This is a genomic window from Frankia sp. AgB32, assembly GCF_023243045.1.
Classification (GTDB): domain Bacteria; phylum Actinomycetota; class Actinomycetes; order Frankiales; family Frankiaceae; genus Frankia.
The window spans coordinates 1-21,817 of record NZ_JALKFX010000049.1; the positions used below are offsets into that span (position 1 = coordinate 1).

At 74.7% G+C, this 21,817-nt stretch carries 2 protein-coding genes; both read right to left on the reverse strand.

Annotated features, from left to right (window positions below; genetic code table 11):
- Positions 1-6,400 (reverse strand): type I polyketide synthase (locus MXD60_RS16370; RefSeq protein WP_248820088.1); only part of this gene is annotated, 6,400 nt, incomplete at its 3' end.
- A 58-nt stretch (positions 6,401-6,458) separates the two neighbouring features.
- Positions 6,459-21,797, reverse strand: coding sequence for a type I polyketide synthase (locus MXD60_RS16375; protein ID WP_248820090.1), 15,339 nt, complete (start codon positions 21,795-21,797; stop codon positions 6,459-6,461).
- Between the last annotated feature and the right edge of the window lie 20 nt (positions 21,798-21,817).

The window sequence follows — 21,817 nt, forward strand, 5'->3', positions numbered from 1 at the left end:
AACCCGCACCATCCGCCGCCGCCGCGAACGACTTACACCGCCCATCCGCCGCCAACCCCCGCTGCCGACTGAAACCGGTGAACAGGCCGGGGGTCGACATGAGGGTGACGCCGCCGGCCAGGGCCAGCGTGCATTCGCCGCGGCGCAGCGCCTGCACGGCCAGGTGCAGCGCCACCAGCGACGACGAACACGCCGTGTCGATGGTGAGCGCCGGGCCCTCCAGCCCGTAGGTGTAGGCGAGGCGCCCGGACAGGATGCTGCCGGCCGTGCCGGTGCCGAGGTAGCCCTCGAGATCCTCCGGCACGGTGCCGACCCGACCGGCGTAGTCCTGCGACATCAGGCCGACGAACACCCCGGTCTGGCTGCCCCGCAGCGTCCCCGGGCGGATCCCGGCCCGCTCGAAGACCTCCCATGAGGCGGTCAGCAGGAGCCGCTGCTGCGGGTCCATGCCCAGCGCCTCCCGCGGCGAGATCCCGAAGAACGCCGGGTCGAACCGGCTGAAGCCGTCGACGAATCCGCCCTCGCGGGCATACGACGTGCCGGGGCGGTCGGGATCCGGGTCGTAGAGAGCGTCAAGATCCCAGCCGCGGTCGGTGGGGAACTCCGAGATCGCGTCGGTGCCGCTGGCGACGAGGTCCCACAACTGCTCGGGTGTGGTCACGCCACCCGGGTAGCGGCAGCTCATCGCGACGATCGCGATGGCATCGTCGCCGCTGGACGGCTGGGCGGCGACCGGCACGGCGGCGGAGGGCGCACCGAGCAGTTCGGCGTGCACGTAGGCGGCCAGCGCCGCCGGGTTGGGGTAGTCGAAGACGAGGGTGACCGGCAGGCGAATTCCGGTTGCGGACCGCAGCCGGTTGCGCAGCTCCACGGCGCTCAGCGAGTCGAAGCCGAGCTCGCGGAACGCCCTGTCCGCGCCGACCGCGTCGGACGAGCGGTGTCCCAGGACTGCGGCGGCCTGCACGCGGACCACGGTGAGCACCGCGGCCACCCCGTCGTCAGCGGACATCTCGGCGATCCGCCCGCGCAGGCCGCCCGACGCCGCGTCGGAGACCTCCTCGGCGGCCGCGCCGGCCGCGGCCCGACGGGGCGCGCCGCGGACCAGGCCACGCAGCAGCGGCGGCACCGGGCCGGAACCGATCTGCGCGCGCAGCGCCGCGGTGTCGAGGCTCAGTGGCAGCACCGTCGCCTGACCCGCGTCGAGGGCGGCGTCGAAGAGGGCGAGTCCCAGGTCCGTCGGCAGCGGACGCAGGCCGCCTCGGGTAAGACGCCGGACGTCGGTGTCGTCCAGGTGCCCGGTCATCCCGCCGCGCTGCGCCCACAGTCCCCAGGCCAGCGACAACGCCGGCAGTCCGGCGGCGCGACGCCAGCCGGCCAGCGCGTCGAGGAAGGCGTTCGCGGCCGCGTAGTTCGCCTGGCCCGGGCCGCCGAACGTGGCCGCGGCGGAGGAGAACAGGACGAACGCGGCGAGGTCGAGTCCGCGGGTCAGCTCGTGCAGGTGCCAGGCGGCGTCGGCCTTGGGCCGCAGCACCCGGTCCAGCCGCGCCGGCGTCAGTGCGGCGAGGACGCCGTCGTCGAGCACCCCGGCGGTGTGCACGACCGCGGTCAGTGGATGTTCGCGGGGAACGGCGGCGAGGAGCTCCTCCAAGGCCGCGCGATCGGCGACGTCGCAGGCGGCGAGGGTCACCGTCGCACCGTGGCCGGTCAGATCGTCGAGGAGGTCGGCGGCCCCCGGCGCCTGCGGGCCCTGTCGGGAGGCGAGCAGCAGGTGGCGGACGCCGTGGGTGCGCACGAGGTGGCGGGCCAGGGCACTGCCCAGAACGCCTGTCGCCCCGGTGAGCAGCACAGTCCCGTCGCCGTCCCAGGTCGACCTGGGCGGCCGCGCGGCCGGCTCGACGGCGCCGGTCGAGCCGGTCGTCGTGCCGGTGTCCGTCGGCAGGACCGAACTCGTCGCCACGGCCGGGCCGGTGCCGGTCCCCGGGACGCTCAGGCGGGCGAGCCGCAGGGCAAGCACTGCGCCGCCGCGCAGGGCGAGGCGGGGTTCGTCGGTGTTCAGGGCGAGGCGCAGCATCTCGCCCGGACCGTCCGCGGCGGCTCCGTCAGCGGCTCCGTCAGCATCGGCGTCAGCATCGGCGTCGAGCAGGACGATGCGGTCGGGATGTTCCGACTGCGCCGACGCGGTGAGACCCCACACCGCCGCGGCGGCCACGTCGGTCACCGCCTCCCCCGGCCGGGCCGACACGGCGCCGCGGGTCAGCAGCACGAGCCGGCTCGACCCGAGCGGCTCCAGCGCCAGCCATTCCTGCAGCAGGGACAGGGCCCACTGCACCCGTTCCCGTGCCGCTCCGGCAAGGCCGTCCTGCTCCGCTGGCCCGCTGACGGGCGGCACGACGGCGACCACGACATCCGGTACCTCGACGCCGCCGTCGACCGCGCGCACTAGGGCGCTCAGGTCGGGACAGGCCGCGGCCGGGAGCGGGCCGGCGGTCACATCCAGGTTGTCGGGACCGGCGGTCGGGCCGAGCACGACCCACGGTCGGCGTAGGTCGTCACCGTGTTCGGTGGACGAGGCGGCGACGACGGGAACCCATTCCGGGTGGAACAACGCGTCGTCCGCGGCGGCGGCCGCACCCGCGGGCTGGTTTCCGACCGGGCGGACCAGCAGGGATCCGACCGTGAGGACCGCGTCCCCGGCGGCGTCCGCCGCGATCAGTGACACCGCGTCCGGCCCGGCGGGGGTAAGGCACACGCGCAGGTGATCGGCGCCCCAGCCGTGCAGCGTGACGTCCGACCAGGAGAACGGTAGTGCGCCGCCGGCGGCGGCGGGCAGCAGGCCGAGGCCGACGCCGTGCAGGGCGGCGTCGAGCAGCGCGGGATGCAGCCGGAAGTCCGCGGCGTCCGGCCGCTGCTGATCGGGCAGGCTGACCTCGACGTAGATCGCGCCTGCGAGCCGCCAGGCTCGCCGCAGGCCGCGGAAGGCCGGCCCGTAGGTGAACCCACCGCGGTCGAGATCGTCGTAGAGGTTGGTGAGGTCGACTGGTTCGGCGCCCGTCGGCGGCCAGACCGTCAGGATCGCCGGCCCCGCCGGCTCTCCGGTGGGAACGAGGATGCCGGTGGCGTGGCGGATCCACGGCCCGTCGGGGTCGGCCCCCTCCGGACGGGAGTACACCGCGGTCGCGCGCCGGCCGTCGCCGTCGGCCGCGGCTACCGTCACCTGGACCTGAACACCGTCGTGAGGCTCGATGACGAGGGGGGTGTGCAGGGTGAGCTCCTCGACGCCGGCGCGTCCGGCCTGGTCGCCGACGTGCAGGGCGAGGTCGAGGAACGCGGTGCCGGGCAGCAGCACCGTGCCGGCGACGGCATGGTCGGCCAGCCACGGGTGGGTGGACAGCGACAGCCGGCCGGTGAACAGCAGCTCCCCGTCCGAACCGGCGAGCCGGACCGCCGCGCCCAACAGCGGATGGTCAGCCGACCCGAGCCCGGCGGCGGCGACGCCGTCCGCCGCGGCGGCCGAGGTGGTGTCGAGCCAGTAGCGCTGCCGCTGAAACGGGTAGGTGGGCAGGTCGACCGGGACGGTCCCGGGAGCCGCGTCGGCGCCGGTGGGTGCCCAGGTGACGGGATGGCCGCGGACGAACGCCTCGGCGAGGCTCGTCAGCAGCCGGGTGGGGCCGTGCTCGTGGCGGCGCAGCGTGCCCACGACGACGGGGCCGCGCCGCGCGGCCGCGTCGTCGACCGAGCCGGCGCCCGCCATGGACGCCCCCATGTGGTCGTCGATGGTGTCCGCCACCGCGGGGACGAGCACCGGGTGGGGGCTGACCTCGACGAACAGACCGTGGCCGGTGCCGAGCAGGCCCCGGATGACAGGTTCGAGCTGGACGGTGCGACGCAGATTGTCGACCCAGTAGTCCGGCCCGCAGGCGACACCGGTCAGCGCCGCGCCGGTCACCGTCGAGACGAACGCCGTCCGCGACGGCTGCGGGGAGATACCCGTAAGCGCGGCGCGGAGCTCGTCGGCGAGCGCGTCAACCTGCTCGGAATGCGATGCGTAGTCCACCGGGATGCGCCGCGCCTGTACCCCCCGCGCTTCGCACGCGGCGAGCAGCGCCGCCAGCGGCGCGCCGTCGCCCGACACCACCGTCGCCGCCGGACCGTTCACCGCCGCCAGTGACAGGCCAGGGCCGAACTCCTCCACCAGCTCCTCGACCCGCGCGGCCGGCAGCGCCACCGACACCATCCCGCCCCGCCCGCACAACCGCTCTCCCAGCAGCCGCGCCCGCACCGCCACCACCCGCGCCGCGTCCTCCAGCGACAGCACTCCCGCCACGCAGGCCGCCGCGATCTCCCCCTGCGAGTGCCCCACCACCACGGTCGGCCGCACCCCGTGCGCCTCCCACACCGCCGCCAGCGACACCATCACCGCGAACAACGCCGGCTGCACCACCTCCACCCGATCCAGATCCGCGGCCGCCAGCCCATCCCGCAGCAGCTCCACCAGATCCCAGTCCACCCACGGCCCCAACGCCGCCGCGCACGCCGCGATCCGCTCCGCGAACACCGGCGACGCGTCCAACAGATCCCCGGCCATTCCCCGCCACTGCGCGCCCTGACCCGGAAACACGAACACCACCGGACCCGCCGGCCCCGCCACCCCAGACACCACATCGACAGCCCGGTCCGCCGGGTCCCCCTCGCCGCCGGTGACACGCTCCAGACCAGCCTGGAGCTGCCTCCAGTCCGCGCCTACGACAACCGCCCGGTGATCGAACAGCGCTCGTCCACCGGCCAGCGCAGCGGCCACCCCCCGCACCCCACCGGGACCGTCCGCCGGCGTGGTACCGGCCGTCCCGGCCACCCAGCGCGCCAGCCGGGCCGACTGTTCCCGCAGCCCCACGCCGTCCCGGGCCGACACCACCCACGCCACCGGGGCCGGCGGCCGGGGTGGCGCGTCGCCGGCGGAGACGGAGCCGCGCGTGCTGACGCCGGATGGCCCGGCCTCCAGTTCCGCGGCACTGGCCGGGGACGGAGCCTGTTCGAGGATGACGTGGGCGTTGGTGCCGCTGAAGCCGAACGACGACACCGCCGCGCGCCGCGGGCGGTCCGCGTCCGGCCACGGGACCTGTTCGGTCAGCAGCCGCACGGCGCCCGCCGTCCAGTCCACGGCCGGTGTCGGGTCATCCACGTGCAGCGTCGCCGGCAGCACGCCGTGGCGCAGCGCGAGCACCATCTTGATGATCCCGCCGACGCCGGCGGCGGCCTGGGTGTGGGCGATGTTCGACTTCAGCGACCCCAGCCACAGCGGGCGGTCCGCCGGCCGGTCCTGGCCGTAGGTCGCCAGCAGCGCCTGCGCCTCGATCGGGTCGCCGAGCGTCGTCCCGGTGCCGTGGGCCTCCACCGCGTCCACGTCGGCCGCGGACAGGCCGGCGCTTGCCAGGGCCTGCTGGATCACCCGGCGCTGAGCCGGTCCGTTCGGCGCGGTCAGCCGGCTGCTGGCGCCATCGGAGTTGACCGCCGTGCCGCGTACGACCGCCAGGACCGGATGGCCGTTGCGGTGAGCGTCGGAGAGCCGTTCCAGCAGCAGGACGCCGACGCCCTCACCCCAGCCGGTGCCGTCCGCGGCCGCGGCGAACGACTTGCACCGCCCGTCCGTTGCCAGCCCCCGCTGCCGGCTGAACTCGACGAACGCCACCGGCGTCGACATGATCATGGCCCCGCCGGCGACGGCGAGGTCACAGTCGCCCTGGCGCAGTGCCTGGCCGGCCAGGTGCAGCGCGACCAGGGACGACGAGCACGCCGTGTCCACGGTGAGGGCCGGGCCGCGCAGGCCGAAGACGTAGGCGAGCCGGCCGGACGCGACGCTGGAGGAGTTGCCGCTGCTGAGATATCCCTCGAGGTCGCGGGGGATCCGCCCGACGCGGGTGCGGTAGTCCGCGTAGGAGACGCCGGCGAACACGCCGGTCTGGCTGCCACGCAGGGTGCGCGGGTCGATGCCGGCCCGTTCGAACGCCTCCCACGTGGTCTCCAGCAGCAGACGCTGCTGGGGATCCATCGCGAGGGCCTCCCGCGGCGAGATCCCGAAGAAGTCGGCGTCGAAGCCGGCAGCGTCGGCGAGGAAACCGCCCTGCCGGGCGTAGGACGTTCCCGGCCGGTCTGGGTCCGGGTCGTAGAGGGCGCCAAGATCCCACCCGCGGTCGGTGGGGAATTCCGAGATCGCGTCGGTGCCGCTGGCGACGAGGTCCCACAACTGCTCGGGTGTGGTCACGCCACCCGGGTAGCGGCAGCTCATGCCCACGATCGCGAGGGGCTCCCGGTGCCGCGCGGTGACCTCGTCCAGGCGCCGACGGGTGCGGTGCAGGTCGGTGGTGACCCGCTTGAGGTAGTCCCGGAGCTTGTCCTCGTTCACCGTGTGGTGCCGTCGCTTTCTTGTGGAAGGGCCGGTGGCGGGCTGGTTCTCGGCAGGCTCAGCCGGAGCCCAGCTCGTTGTCGATGAAGGCGAAGATCTCGTCGTCGGAGGCGGCGCCGATCCGCGTGGCGGTGCCGTCGGGGTCCTGGCGCTGTTCCAGTCGGGCCAGCAGTCCCCGCAGCCGCTCCGAGACCTGGACGGCCTCCCCCGGACGCTCGGTGAGGCGGTCGATGCTCTTCTCGAGCCGGTCCAGGTCGGTCAGTCCGGCGCTCTGACCGGGTTCCACGGTGGTCCCGGCCGGGGCGGGGATGATCTGCTCGCCGAGGTGATCGGCGATCTCGCCGACGGTCGGGTAGTCGAACAGGAGGGTCGCCGGCAGCCGCAGACCCGTGGCGGCGCCGAGCCGGTTGCGCAGGTCCACCGCGGACAGCGAGTCGAAGCCGATTTCCAGCAGGCCGCGGTCGACGTCGAGCGCCGCCGGGTCGGAATGGCCGAGGACGCCGGCGGCCTGTGCCCGCACGAAGTCGACGAGCAGCTGGGCGCGCTCGCCCGGGTCGGCTCGCTCGGCGAGCCGCCGGCGCAGGTCCCCGGCCGGGTCGACGCCCGGCCCGCCGCCGGTGCCCGGCGTCCTCGCCACACGCACCAGATCCCGGTACAGCCACGGGACGGGTCCCGGGGCGCGCCGGACGGCGGCCAGGTCGAGCCGCGCGGTGAGGATCGTGGGTTCGTCGCGGGTGAGAGCCGCGTCGAACAGGGCGAGACCCATCGCGTCAGGCATGGGCACGATGCCGCCCTGGGACAGCCGGCGCAGGTCGGCGCCGTCGAGCTTGCCGGTCATGGCGCTGCGCCGCTCCCACAGCCCCCAGCCCATCGACACCGCCGGCAGCCCCAGCGCCCGCCGGTGGGCGGCGAAGGCGTCGAGGAAGGCGTTGCCGGCGGCGTAGTTGGCCTGGCCCGACCCGCCGAACGTGCCGGCGAGCGAGGAGAACAGCACGAAGCCGGCGAGCGGCCGGTCCCTCGTGAGCTCGTGCAGGTGTAGCACCGCGTCGACCTTCGGACGAAGCACCGGGTCGATCCGCTCGGCGGTGAGCGCGGCGACGACACCGTCGTCGAGGACCCCGGCGGTGTGGACGACGGCGGTCAGCGGATGCTCGGCCGGCACCGCCGTGAGCAGTGCCGCGAGTGCCTCCCGGTCGGTGACGTCGACCGCCGCGGTGGTGACTGTGGCGCCGAGCGCGGTGAGGTCCGCGACGAGGTCGGCCGCTCCCCCTCCGCCGAGCCCGCGCCGGCCGACGAGCAGCAGGTGGCGCATCCCGCGGGCGGTCACGAGGTGACGGGCGACGAGGCCGCCGAGTGTGCCGGTCGCGCCGGTCACCAGTACCGTCCCGGCGGGATCCCAGCGTCGCTGCGCCGGCGTCGTGTCCACGGCGGGTTCCGTCGGGGGCGCGGACGGTTGGACCCGGGCCAGCCGGGCCGCCCTGCACTCACCCGCGCGCACCGCCAGTTGCGGCTCGCCGGTCGCGACGCAGATGTCGATCACCTCGGCCGGAACCGCGTCGCCGTCCGCCAGGGCGGTGCGCGGGTCGAGGTCTACCAGCGCGAAGCGGCCAGGATGCTCGACCTGCGCCGAGCGGACCAGACCCCACACCGCGGCGCCCACCAGGTCCGCCGGCGGGTCCTCGCTGTCGGCCGCGACGGCGCCGCGGGTGACGAAAACCAGAAGCCCCGGCGATGCATCCAGGTCGGACAGCCAGTCCTGGACGAGTTCGAGCGCCCGGTGGGTGGTCTCCCGGACGGCATCGGCGGTTCCGGCGAACATCTCGCCGCCGGGCCGCGCCGCGGCGTCGCCGGCGGAACCGGCCGGCGCCAGGAAGGACGCGATGACGGGGTCAGGTGTCGACGCGCCGGCGCCGGCAGCACCACCAGCGATGGGCGCCACCGCGGTCCAGGCGAGACGGAACAGGGCGTCGCGGGTCGCCGCCGACCGCGTGGCCTGGGCCACGTCAGCGGCGACGGGCCGCAGGACCAGCGAGTCCACCGCGGCGACCGGCCGTCCGGTCACGTCGGCGGCCCGCACCGCCAGGGTGTCCCGACCCGTCGGGGTGATCTGGACGCGCAGAGTCGCCACGCCGACGGCGGGAAGGTCCACACCGGTCCAGGAGAACGGCAGCACCCCGCGGTCGCCGTCGGTCATCGTGAAGGCGATGGCGTGCAGGGCCGCGTCCAGCAGCGCGGGATGCAGGCCGAAACCGGCCGCGGCAGCCTGCTCACCAGCGGGCAGGCTCGCCTCGGCGAACACCTCCTCGCCGCGCCGCCAGGCCGCCCGCAGACCCTGGAAGACCGGGCCGTAGCCGAACCCGTTCGCCGCGAGGCGGTCGTAGAGATCCTCGACGTCGAGGGGCTCGGCGCCGGCCGGCGGCCAGGACGCGAGATCACCGGCGGCGGGCGTGGCACCGGTGGGCGTCGGGGTCAGGGTGCCGACGGCGTGCCGGGTCCACACGTCGTCCGCTGGTGCGTCAACGGGGCGGGCGTACACCGTCAGCGGTCGGGCGCCGCTGCCGTCTGCGGCACCGACAGCGAGCTGGAGGCATACGGCTTCCGCCCCGGCCAGGACCAGCGGTGCCTGCAGGGTCAGCTCGTCGACGCGGGCGCAGCCGAGCCGCTCACCGGCCCGGGCGGCGAGTTCCAGGAACGCGGTGCCGGGCAGGATCGCCGTGCCGCCGACGGCATGGTCGGCCAGCCATGGCTGGGTACGCAGTGACAGCAGGCCGGTGAACAGGTGACCGCCGGAGTCGGGCAGGTCGACCGCGGCGCCGAGCAGCGGATGTTCCCCCGGCCGCAGGCCCACGGACGCCGCGTCGCTCGCGACCGAAGGCGGGACCTCCAGCCAGTAACGGCGGCGCTGGAACGGATAGGTCGGCAGGTCCACCCGCACGGCGCCGCCCGCATGTACCGCCCGCCAGTCGACCGGCACGCCGTGGGCGTGCAGTCGGGCAACCGCCGTGGCCAGCGCGACATCCTCGGGCAGGTCACGGCGCAGGGCGCTGGCCCACACCGGCGTGGCACCCCGCGTGGCCGGCTGATCATCGAGGCACGCCTCGCCCATCGCGGTGAGCACCGCGTCCGGCCCGAGTTCCAGGAACGCCGTGGCGCCGTCCCGCCAGCTGTGGCGGATCCCGTCGGCGAACCGGACGGCGAGGCGGACATGACGCACCCAGTAGTCGGGTGAGGTGAGCTCGTCGGCGGTCGCGAGACGTCCGGTGACGTTGGAGACGACGGGAACGGTCGGCGGCGCGTAGTCCAGGGCGCGGGCGAGCGCCGCGAACTCGTCGAGCATCGGGTCCATCCGCGGGGAGTGGAAGGCGTGACTCACCCGCAGCCGCCGGACCCGGCGGCCCTGCCCGGTCCAGCGGGCCGCCAGCTCATCGACGACATCCGCGTCGCCGGAGACGACCGTTGCGCGCGGGCCGTTGAGTGCGGCGATGCCGACCTGGTCGGACAGGCCGGCGAGGTCCTCGGTGACCTCGCCCTCGTCCGCGGCGACGGAGAGCATCGCGCCGCCAGCGGGCAGCCCGCCCATCAGCCGGCCGCGGGCAGCGACCAGTGCGCACGCGTCCGCCAGTGACAGCACCCCGGCGACGTGGGCGGCGGCGAGCTCGCCGACCGAGTGGCCGAGCAGCAGGTCGGGGACGATCCCCCAGCTCTCGACCAGCCGGAACAGCGCGACCTCCAGCGCGAACAGCGCCGGCTGGGTGTACTCGGTGCGATCCAGCGCCGCGGCGGCGGCACTGCCCGCGGGCGCGAACATCACCTCGCGCAGCGACCACGCCCTCGCGGCGGCGGGCGTGCCCTCGGGGGACGTCCACGGGCCGAGGTGCGGGTCGAGGTGGGCGCACACCGCGTCGAGGTTGTCGGCGAACAGCGGATGCGCCGCCCACAGGTCGTGCCCGGCGCCGGCCCGCTGGGCACCCTGGCCGGAGAACAGGAACGCGGTGCGCCCGCCCGGCCTGGCGGTGCCGCGGATCAGCCCGGGGTCGGTCTCACCGCGGGTAAGCGCAGCCAGCGCGGCGCTGATTCCGTCGCGGTTCGTGCCGACGGCCGCGGCCCGCAGGGGAAGGGCCGCGCGGGTCGTGGCCAGCGAGAACCCGACGTCGGCCAGACCGAGCTCGCCATCGCCGTCGAGCCGGGTGAGCAGCGCGCCGGCCAGCGCCGCCAGGGCGGGCTCGGAACGCGCCGACAGCGGCCACGTCATCGCAGCTTCGGCCTCGGCCGCCCGCACCGGCGCGTCGCCGCCGACCTCGCCACCGGCGGGTGCGTCGGGGCAAGCCGGCGACTGAAGTACGGCCGGGTCGTCGGGTGCCGATTCCAACAGCAGGTGGGCGTTGGTGCCGCTGATGCCGAACGACGACACCGCGGCACGGCGCGGGCCGTGGGCGGCCGGCCAGTCCCGTTCGGCGGTGAGCAGCCGGACTGTTCCGGCGGACCAGTCGACGTGCGGGGTCGGCTCGTCGGCGTGCAGGGTCCGCGGGAGCAGCTCATGGCACATCGCCAGCACCATCTTGATCACACCGGCGACGCCCGAGGCGGCCTGGGTGTGGCCGATGTTGGACTTCAGCGCGCCGAGCCACAGCGGACGGTCCGCCGACCGGTCGCGACCATAGGTGGCGAGCAGGGCACCGGCTTCGATCGGGTCACCGAGGGTGGTCCCGGTGCCGTGGGCCTCGACGACGTCCACATCCGCCGACGTGAGCCGGGCGTCGGCGAGCGCCTGGCGGATCACCCGCTGCTGGGCCAGACCGTTGGGGGCGGTCAGTCCGTTGCTGGCACCGTCCTGGTTCATCGCCGAGCCGCGGATGACGGCGAGCACCGGATGGCCGGCCCGCCGGGCGTCAGAGAGCCGTTCGAGCAGCAGCAGGCCGACGCCTTCCGACCAGCCCGCACCATCGGCGGCGGCGGAGAACGCCTTGCACCGGCCGTCCGGTGACATCGCCCGCTGCCGGGAGAACTCGACGAACGTGCTCATCGTCGACATCACCGCGACGCCGCCGGCGATGGCCATCGAGCACTCGCCGGCGCGCAGCGCGCGGGCGGCCAGGTGGATCGCGACCAGCGCGGAGGAGCAGGCTGTGTCGATCGTGACCGCCGGCCCCTCCAGGCCAAGCGTGTAGGCGATGCGGCCGGACGCGACGCTGCTGGCGCTGCCGGTGGCGAGGTAGCCTTCCAGGCCCTCCGGGGCCTGCGGCAGCCGGACGCCGTAGTCGTTGTACGTCGATCCGACGTACACGCCGACCTGCTCGCCCCGCACCGACTCCGGGTCGATGCCACCCCGCTCGAGGACCTCCCAGGACGTTTCCAGCAGCAGCCGCTGCTGCGGGTCCATCGCCAGCGCCTCCCGCGGGGAGATGCCGAAGAAGTCCGGGTCGAAGTCGGCGGAGTCGTGCAGGAACCCGCCGCCGCGGGCGTAGTAGGTGCCGAAGGTGTCCGGGTCCGGGTCGTAACTGCCCTCGACGTCCCAGTCGCGGTCGGTCGGGAAGGCGCCGATGACGTCCGCGCCGTCGCGAAGCAGCGACCACAACTGCTCCGGGGTGTGCACCCCGCCGGGCAGGCGGCAGCTCATCGCCACGATGACGATCGGGTCGTCGCCTGCCGCCATCGTCGGCACGGGTGCCGACGGGCTGTCACTGGCTGGGCCGGCAGCGCCGATCAGGGCGTCGCGGACGTACCGGCTCAGGTCGACCACCGTCGGATAGTCGAAGACGAGGGTGACCGGCAGCGGTAGACCGCTGGCCGCACCGAGCCGGTTGCGCAGGTCGACGGCGGTGAGCGAGTCGAAGCCGAGGTCGCGCAGGGCGCGGTTCGGGTCGACGTCGTCGGCTCCGGCATAGCCGAGCACGGCGGCGACCTGCGTACGGATGAGGCTCGACAGATGTCGCTCGCGGGCATCGGGGTCGAGGGCGGCGAGGGTGCGGGCCAGCGGCGAGGCGCCGTCGGCCGCGTCGGGGTCGGCAGCTGCCGTCGAGGCGTCGGCGGCAGCCGAGCGGGCCCTGCGGACCTCGGGCAGGTCGGTCAGCGCCGCCGGGATTCGCGCGGCGCGCAGAGCGGCCACGGCCCGGTCCCAGTCGATGTCGGCGATGACGGTGAACGTGTCGTCGTGGCCGACGGCGTCGCGCAGCGCGGTGACGGCCAGATCCGGGTCCATCGCCGGGATCCCGCGCAGGCGGAGCTGGTCGGCGAGGTCGGCGGTGAGCAGGCCGCCGCCGCCCCACGACCCCCAGGCGACCGAGGTGGCGGCGAGGCCTTCGGCGCGGCGGCGTCGAGCGAGGGCGTCAAGGTAGGCGTTCGCCGCCGCGTAGCTTCCCTGGCCTGGTCCGCCGAGGGTTCCAGCGAGGGACGAGAACAGCACGAACGCGCGGACGTCGTGGTCGCGGGTCAGCTCGTCGAGATTGCGTGCCGCGACGGTCTTCGGGCGCAGCACCTTCGCGGCCGACGCGGCGGTCAGGGTGTCGATGAGGCCGTCGTCGAGGACGCCGGCAGTGTGCACGACAGCGGTCAGCGGCGCGTCGGCGGGCACCGCGGCCAGCACGGCGGCCAGCGCCTCGCGATCGGCCGCGTCGCAGGCGACGATGGTGACGCTGGCGCCCAGCGCGGTGAGTTCGGCGGCAAGATCGGCCGCGCCGGGCGCGTCCCGGCCCTGCCGGCTGATCAGCAGCAGATGCGCACCCTCGCGGGCCAGGGAGCGGGCGATGATCTGGCCGAGTGTGCCGGTGCCGCCGGTGATCAGCACGGTGCCGTCCGGCCGCCATGCGGCGGGAACCGCAGCGCGGCTCGGCGCGCGGACCAGGCGGGCCTGGTAGGCCCCGACGGGGCGCAGCGCAACCTGGTCGTCGTCCCCGGTGAGCACGGCACGCAGGCGCCCGGCGGCGCGCTCGTCGAGGGTCGGCGGCAGGTCGACGAGCCCACCCCAGCGGTGCGGGTACTCCATGGCGGCCACCCGGCCCAGCCCCCAGTACAGCGCCTGCCCGGGTTCCACCCGTCGGTCGGACCGTCCGACGGACACCGCTCCCCGAGTCGCGCACCACACCGGTGCGGCCAGCCCGAGATCGCCCAGCGCCTGCAACAGGGCGACGGTGAGCGCGAACCCGACCGGCACGACGCCCCCGTCATCGTCGCCGCGACCGCCGACGTCCGAGTCGCCGTCGTCACTGTCCGCCTCGGCCCCGAGGGCCAGCAGCGAGAGCACGCCAGTGACGGAACGGTCGGCGAGGGCGGCGCGCAGCCCGGCCGCGACGTCGTCCCGGCCGGCACCGGCCGTCAGGGTCAGCCGGCTGACGGCGCCCTCGCCGCCGAGGGCGGCGGCGACCCCCTCGACGAGCCCGTCGACCGGAGTTCCGGGCGAGCAGACGACCAGCCACGGACCAGCACCGTCAGCCCCGACATCGACCCCCTGGCGGCTGACACCGGGAGTGTCGGGCAGCGGCGACCATGCGATGTCATAACGCCAGGAGTCGACGGTGGAGCGGGTGGTGCGACGTCGCCGCCAGGTGGCGAGCAGGTCGAGGGCAGGCAGCAGTGGCGCGGCCGACGCGGGCGAGTCCAGGTCCATGGTGGTGGCGAGCGCGGCGGCGTCGCCCTTCTCCACGGCGGCCCAGAAACGGTCGTCGGTCGCGTCGCGCGAACCACCGACCTCCGTCGCGGAGAGGCCCGCGTCGGCGGCGGTGTCCACCCAGTAGCGGCGTTCCTGGAACGGATAGGTCGGCAGCGCCGTCCGACGGTTGCTGGCCGGCGGGAGCACCGCGGTCCAGTCGACCCGGGCGCCGTGGACGTACGCCTCGGCGAGGGCGGTGAGGAGCCGGGCCGGGCCGCCGTCGCCTCGACGCAGCGACCCCACCGTCGCCACCGTCGTCCCGGCATCCTCGGCGATCTCCTGCACGGCCATGGTCAGGACGGGATGCGGGCTCATCTCGACGAACAGGTCGTAGCCGTCGGCAAGCAGTCGACGCACGGCCCGCTCGAACGACACCGGCTGGCGGGAGTTGTCGTACCAGTAGGTGGAGCCAAGCGTGGCTCCGTCGATACGCTCACCCGTGACCGTCGAGTAGAAGGGGATCTCCCCGGTCATCGGCCGGATCCCGTCGAGCAGGTCCGTCATCCGTTCCCGCAGCGGCTCCACCTGGGCGCAGTGCGAGGCGACCGAAGCCCGCACCAGGCGCGCCCGCACGCCCACGGCCTCACATTCGGCGACGAAGTCGACCAACGCCGAGACCTCCCCGGCAACCGCCGTCGAACGGGGCCCGTTCACTCCGGACACGACGAGCCGCCCCTGCCAGGGCGCCAGCCGCTCGCGCAGCGCCTCCTCGGGTAGTGCCACGGAGGCAATCGCCCCCCGGCCCACCAGTTCCTCGGCGAACAGCCAGCTGCGCCGTACCATCACCTCCGCCGCGTCGCGCAGCGACAACGCCCCGGCGACGCACGCGGCGGCCACCTCACCCTGGGAGCTGCCGACCACCGCGACCGGCTCGACGCCCCGCGCCCGCCACACCGCCGCCAGCGACACCATCACCGCGAAGAGCACGGGCTGGAGAACCTCGATCAGATCCGTCGACGGCGCTCCCGGGACACCGCGTACGACGTCCAGCAGCGACCAGTCCACCAACGGGTCGATCACCCGCGCGCAGTCAGTCAGCCGCTCCCGAAACACCTCGTCGGTGTCGAGCAGCTCCACCGCCATCCCCACCCACTGGCCACCCTGACCGGGGAACACGAACACCGCTCCCGGGCCGGACCCGATCTTCGCGCGCACCGTGGCCGCCGTCGCGACACCGCCGCTGGCCGTGGCCCCACCGTCAGCCAACGACGCGAGCCCGGCGAGCAGCTCCTCGCGGTCCGCGCCGACGACGGCGGCCCGGTGGTTGAACGCCATGCGGGTGCGGACCAGCGCGTGGCCGACGTCGGCGACGCGGTGTTCGGGGTGAGCGCGGAGCTCCGTCGCGAGCCGGGCGGCCTGCTCGGTCAGGGCCTCACCGTCGCGGGCGCTGAGCACCCAGGCCACCACGCCGGGCTCCGCGGGCACGGTCTCTGCCGGTGCGGTCTCACTCGGCTCGGGGTCGGCCTGTTCAAGGATGACGTGCGCGTTCGTCCCTGACAGGCCGAACGACGACACGCCCGCTCGACGCGGCCGGCCGCGGTCGGGCCAGGGCAGCGCCTCGGTCAGCAGGCGCACCGCGCCGGACGACCAGTCGACGTACGGCGTCGGTGCGTCCACGTGCAGGGTTCGCGGAAGCACGCCATGGCGCAGGGCGAGGACGGTCTTGATGACCCCGGCGACGCCGGACGCGGCCTGCGGGTGGCCGATGTTGGACTTGAGCGAGCCGACCAGCAGCGGTTCGGTCTCAGGACGGTCCTGGCCGTAGGTGTCGAGCAGCGCCTCGGCCTCGATGGGGTCGCCGAGTGTGGTGCCGGTGCCGTGCGCCTCGACGGCGTCGACGTCGCGGGCCGCGAGTCCGGCTGCCGCCAGCGCGGCGCGGATCACCCGCCGCTGGGCCGGCCCGCTGGGCGCGGACAGCCCGTTGCTGGCCCCGTCCTGGTTGGTCGCCGACCCGCGGATGATGGCGAGCACCGGATGACCCGCCCGGCGGGCGTCGGAGAGCCGTTCCACCAGCAGGACACCGACGCCCTCGCCCAGGCCGACGCCGTCGGCCGCCGCGGCGAACGCCTTGCACCGCCCATCGGCCGACAGGCCTCGCTGCCGGCTGAACTCGACGAACGACACCGGCGCGCCGACCACCGCCGCGCCGGCGGTCAGCGCCAGCGAGCACTCCCCCGCCCGCAGCGACTGGACCGCGAGATGCAGCGCCACCAGCGACGAGGAGCAGGCGGTGTCCACGGTGACGGCGGGCCCCTCCAGGCCGAGGGTGTACGCGATACGGCCGGAGAGCACGCTCGCCGACGAGCCGGTGACGAAGTGGCCTTCGCTGCTCGGCGGGATCCGCTCCATCGACCCGCCGTAGCCCTGGTAGGACGAGCCGACGAACACGCCGCTGTCGCTGCCGCGCAACGTGCTCGGATCGATCCCGGCGCGTTCCACTGCCTCCCAGGTGGTCGCGAGCAGCAGTCGCTGCTGCGGGTCCATCGCCACGGCCTCCCGCGGCGAGATTCCGAAGAACCCGGCGTCGAAGTGACCGGCGTCGAGCAGGAACCCGCCCTCGCGGGTGTAACTGTGCCCGGCGCGGTCGGGGTCGTCATCGAACAGGTTCGGATCCCAGCCGCGGTCGGTCGGGAAGGGGACGATCACATCGTCGCCTCGTTCGAGCAGCTCCCACAGCGCTTCGGGGGTGCGCACGCCGCCGGGCAGGCGGCAGGCCATCGCCACGATCGCGATCGGCTCGTCAGCCGGCGGTGCGGGGGCAGCGCCGGCGGCCGGCCGCCCGGCCGGCGCGGCGGTTTCGGCGCTCGTGCCGTCGGCGAGGACCCGCAGATGGCGGCCAAGCTGGGCCGCGGTGGGGTGGTCGAAGACGAGGGTGACCGGTAGCCGCAGGCCGGTGACGGCGCCCAGCCGGTTTCGCAGGTCGACGGCGGTCAGCGAGTCGAATCCGAGTTCGCGCAGCGCCCGGCCCGGATCGACCGCGTCCGCGCCCGGATAGCCGAGCACCTCAGCGACCTGGGTCCGGACGAGGTCGAGTACGGCGCGGTCCCGGTCGGCGGCGGGCAGCGCCGCGAGCAGGTCACGCAGCGCCGAGCCGGCCGGGGTGGCCCGGGCCGTCGTCGTCCCGTCCGGCTCCGCAGCGCCGTCGATCCCGGCGCGGTCCGACTGGGCGCGCAGCCGACGCGCCTGCGGCAGGCCGTCGAGCAACGGTCGCGGGCCGGCGGAGGTGAACACCGGGACGAACCGCTCCCAGTCGACCGCGGCGACGACCACGGCGGTGTCGGCCAGGTCGAGCACCCGACCGAAGGCCGCCAGGGCAAGCGGCGGTGGCATGAACGGGATGCCACTGGCGCGAAGCTGGTCCTCGGCGAGCGCGGCGGCCATCCCGCCGCCGTCGGCCGGGTTCCAGATACCCCAGGCGATCGAGGTGGCGGCGAGCCCGCGGGCCCGGCGCCGTTCGGCGAGCGCGTCGAGGTAGGCGTTCGCCGCGGCGTACCCGCCGTGAATTCCGCTGCCCCAGACGGCCGAGATGGAGGAGAACAGCACGAACGCGTCAAGGGTCGGCTGGTCGAAGACCTCGTCGAGGGCCGCGGCACCGCTTGCCTTCGCCCTCGCTGCCTCGGCGACCTCGGCGAGGGTCGTCTCCGTCAGCGGGGCGAGGACACCGCCGCCGGCCGTGTGCAGCACCGCGCGGATCGCGTCGCCGCCGGCCTCGACCTGGGCGACGAGGGCCCGCACTTCGGCGGCCTCCGCGACGTCACAGCGTGCCAACGTGACCCGGGCGCCGGCGGCGCGTAGTCGCGCTGCCAGCTCCGCGGCACCCGGTGCCTGCTCGCCGCGGCGGCTGGCGAGCACGAGATGCTCGGCTCCCGCGCGGGCGAGCCAGCCGGCGACGTGCCCACCGACGGCGCCGGTACCGCCAGTGATCAGAATGGTGCCGCGGGGCCGCCAGGGCCCGGTCGCACCCGCGCCGATCGACTCCGCAGCGGATTTCGCCGCGACGGAGTGCCCCGCGGTGACGAACGCGGCGTCGGTGTCTTCCGGCGTGGTGCTCTCGGAGGCGACGATCGCGCCGGCATCCGCGTGGTCGGCGCGGTTGGACAGAGCCGGGTCGGGAGCATGCACCAGGCGCCGGACGAACACCCCGTCGGGGCGCACGGCGAGCTGGTCCTCGTCGCCGGCACCACCGAGCACCGCGCACACTCTCCCGACCGCGCGCTCGTCCAGCGCGGCCGGCAGGTCGAGCAGACCGCCCCAGCGACGTGGATGTTCCAGGGCGGCGCAGCGGGCCAGCCCCCACACCGCAGCCTGCGCCGGGCTGTCCGGCGGGTCGGCCCGGCCCGTCGACACCGCCGAGCGGGTCAGTACCCACAGCGCGGCGTTCAGATCCGCGTCGTCGAGCGCCTGGACGGTCAAAGCGGTCAGACCGAGGCCGGCGCTGATCTCCGGATGGCGCGGGTGCGGGGCGTCGTCGAGGGCGAGCAGCGAAAGCACCCCGGTCGGGTACGCGCCATCCCGCCCGGCGTCCGCCAGCAGGTTCGCGAGGTCCGCACGCTCAACGCTCGCGGGAACCGGCACCAGCCTCACCGTCGCGCCCCGCGCCGCCATTCCACTCAGCACGGTCGCCGCCGCGTCCGCGTCCGCAGACGCGGCGATGCCGGGCTCGACCGCCGGGACCAGGGCGAGCCACGCTCCGGTCGGCCCGGCGGCCGAGAGCTCGCCCAGCGGGCGCCAGTCCACCCGATAGCGCCAGGAAGACGCCGTCTTCCGGTCACGGACCCGTCGTCGCCAGGATGCGAGTGCGCCCAGCGCGGGCACGAGCGCGTCCAACGGCTCCCCTGGCGGGACGTCGAGCACGGCGGCGACCGCCGCCGCGTCGTCGCGTTCCACCGCGTCCCACAGAGCCGCGTCGACGTCGGCGTGCGGCGCGTCCGAGGCCGGTTCCACGTCGGCGGCGCCACCCACGCGTCCCGACGAGGGAGAGAGCCAGTAGCGGTCGCCGCCGAAGGCATAGGTCGGCAGGTCGACGCGGCACGGCGAAGTGCCTCGGAACAACGCCTGCCAACGCGGCGAGACGCCGTGCGCGTGGGCCTCGGCGAGCGCGGTGAGGAACCGGACCTGGCCGCCGTCGTCGCGACGCAGCGAGCCGAAGGCGATCACGTCTGCCGCCTCGACCTGTTCGGCGGTTTCCTCGACGGCCATGGTCAGCACCGGGTGCGCGGAGACCTCGATGAACACCTGGTGGCCATCGTCGATCAGCGCCCGGGTCGCCTGCTCGAACAGCACCGGCTCGCGCAGGTTGCGCACCCAGTAGTCGGCGTCCAACCCGGCGGTGTCCAGTGGCGCGCCGGTCAGCGTCGAAACGAACGGGATGTCTCCGGTACGTGGCCTGATCTCGCCGAGCGCTGCCAGCAGCCGGTCCCGGATACCTTCCACCTGGGCCGAGTGCGAAGCGTAGTCGACCGGAACCGAACGGAACCGGACATCAGCGGCAGCCCAGCCGGCCGTGACGGCGGCGAGCGCGCCCGGATCGCCGGAGACGATCACCGATCGGGGACCGTTGATCGCGGCGACGCACACGCGCTCGCCCCACGCCGCGAGATCGGCGGCGACCTGGTCCGGCGTGCGTGCCACCGACACCATCGCGCCGCGTCCGGCGAGCTCCGCCCGCAGGATGCGGCCACGCACCGCCACCACGCGAGCGGCGTCGGACAGCGTCAGCGCGCCCGCCACGCACGCGGCGGCGATCTCGCCCTGGGAGTGCCCGACCACCGCGGCGGGCTCGACTCCGCAGTCGCGCCACAGGGCGGCAAGGGACACCATCACGGCGAACAACGCCGGCTGCACCACGTCGACGCGTTCCAGCGGCGGCGCGCCCGGAGCACCGCGAAGCACATCGGACAGCGACCAGTCGGTGTACGGCGCCAGGGCCGCGGCGCACTCACTCATCCGGGCGCGAAAGACCGGGCTCGCCTCGAGCAGTTCCAGCGCCATGCCGGTCCACTGGGAACCCTGCCCGGGGAAGACGAACACTGGCCGGGGGTCATCACGGACCTGGCCACGCACGACGTTCGGGGCCGGATCCGCGGCGGCGAGGGCGGCGAGCCCGGCGAGGAAACCGTCCCGATCCCGGGCGACCACGCCGGCCCGATACTCGAACGCCGACCGGGTTGTGGCCAGGGCGAACCCGACTTCGGCCAAGTCGACGTCCGGTCGGTCGGCGACATGCCCGCGCAGCCGTTCGGCCTGTGCCCGCACCGCCTGCTCGCCGCGGCCCGACAGCACCCACAGCACGCCGCCGTCGAGCGGCAAGGCCGGCAGTTCGGCCGGGTCGGGCGAGTCCGCGGGCGCCGCGGACAGGTCGGCGACGGGTTCAGGTTCCTCCAGGATGGCGTGCGCGTTCGTACCGCTGGCGCCGAAGGAGGACACCGCGGCGCGGCGCGGCGCCGCCTCGCGCGACCAGGCGACCGGGTCCGTCAGCAGCTTCACCGCAGCTGCCGACCAGTCGACATGCGGGCTCGGCTCGTCGGCGTACAGGGTGCGGGGCAGCGAGCCGTTCCCCATCGCGAGCACCATCTTGATCACGCCGGTGAGACCGGAGACGGCAGCGCCATGGCCGATGTTGGACTTCACCGAGCCGAGCCACAGGGGCCGGTCCGCCGGCCGGTCGCGGCCGTAGACGGCCTGCAACGCCTGGGCCTCGATGGGGTCGCCGAGCCTGGTACCGGTGCCGTGCGCCTCCACCACGTCGACGTCTGTGGCAGCGAGCTGGGCATCGGCGAGGGCCGCCCGGATCACCCGCTGCTGGGACAGGCCGTTGGGCGCGGTCAGTCCGTTGCTGGCACCATCCGAGTTGATCGCACTGCCGCGGACGACCGCGAGCACCGGATGACCGTTGCGGCGCGCGTCGGCGAGTCGTTCCAGCACGAGCACGGCGACGCCCTCCGACCAGCCGGTGCCGTTCGCCTCAGCTGCGAACGGTCGGCAGCGCCCGTCCGGGGACAGCGCCCGCTGCCGGCTGAACTCGACGAACGCCATCGGCGTGGCCAGCACCGTCACCCCTGCGGCGAGCGCCATGGAGCATTCGCCGCGGCGCAGCGCGCCGGTGGCGAGATGCAGCGCCACCAGCGATGACGAGCACATCGTGTCGACGGTGATGGCGGGCCCTTCCAGTCCCAGGCAGTAGGCGACCCGGCCGGACATCACCGCGCTGGACGTACCAAGCACGACGTGCCCCTCCAGGCTCGGAGGCACATCGGCCGGGTCGGCCGCGTAGTCGTGGTTGGTGGCGCCGACGAAGACGCCGGTGCGGGTGCCTCTCAGCGCCAGCGGGTCGATGCCGGCCCGCTCGATCGCCTCCCACGACGACTCCAGCAGGAGTCGCTGCTGCGGGGCCATGGCCAGCGCCTCGCGCGGGCTGATCTCGAAGAAGGCGGCGTCAAAGCGGGCGACGTCGGTGAGGAATCCGCCCTCGCGCACGTAGCTGCGGCCGAGTTGGTCCGGGTCGGCGTCGTAGAGCGAGTCGAGGTCCCAGCCGCGGTCGGCGGGGAAGGGCGAGATGACGTCGCGGCCTGCGGCAACGGTGTCCCAGAGGTCCTCGGGGGAGCTGATCCCGCCGGGCAACCGGCAGCTCATCGCCACGATCGCCACGGGCTCGTGTGCCGCCGCCTCGACCTCGGTCAGCCGATGGCGGGTCTGGCGCAGGTCCGCCGTCACGCGCTTGAGGTAGTCGCGCAGCTTCGCTTCGGTGTTCACGCCGGTGTCATCTCCTCGGC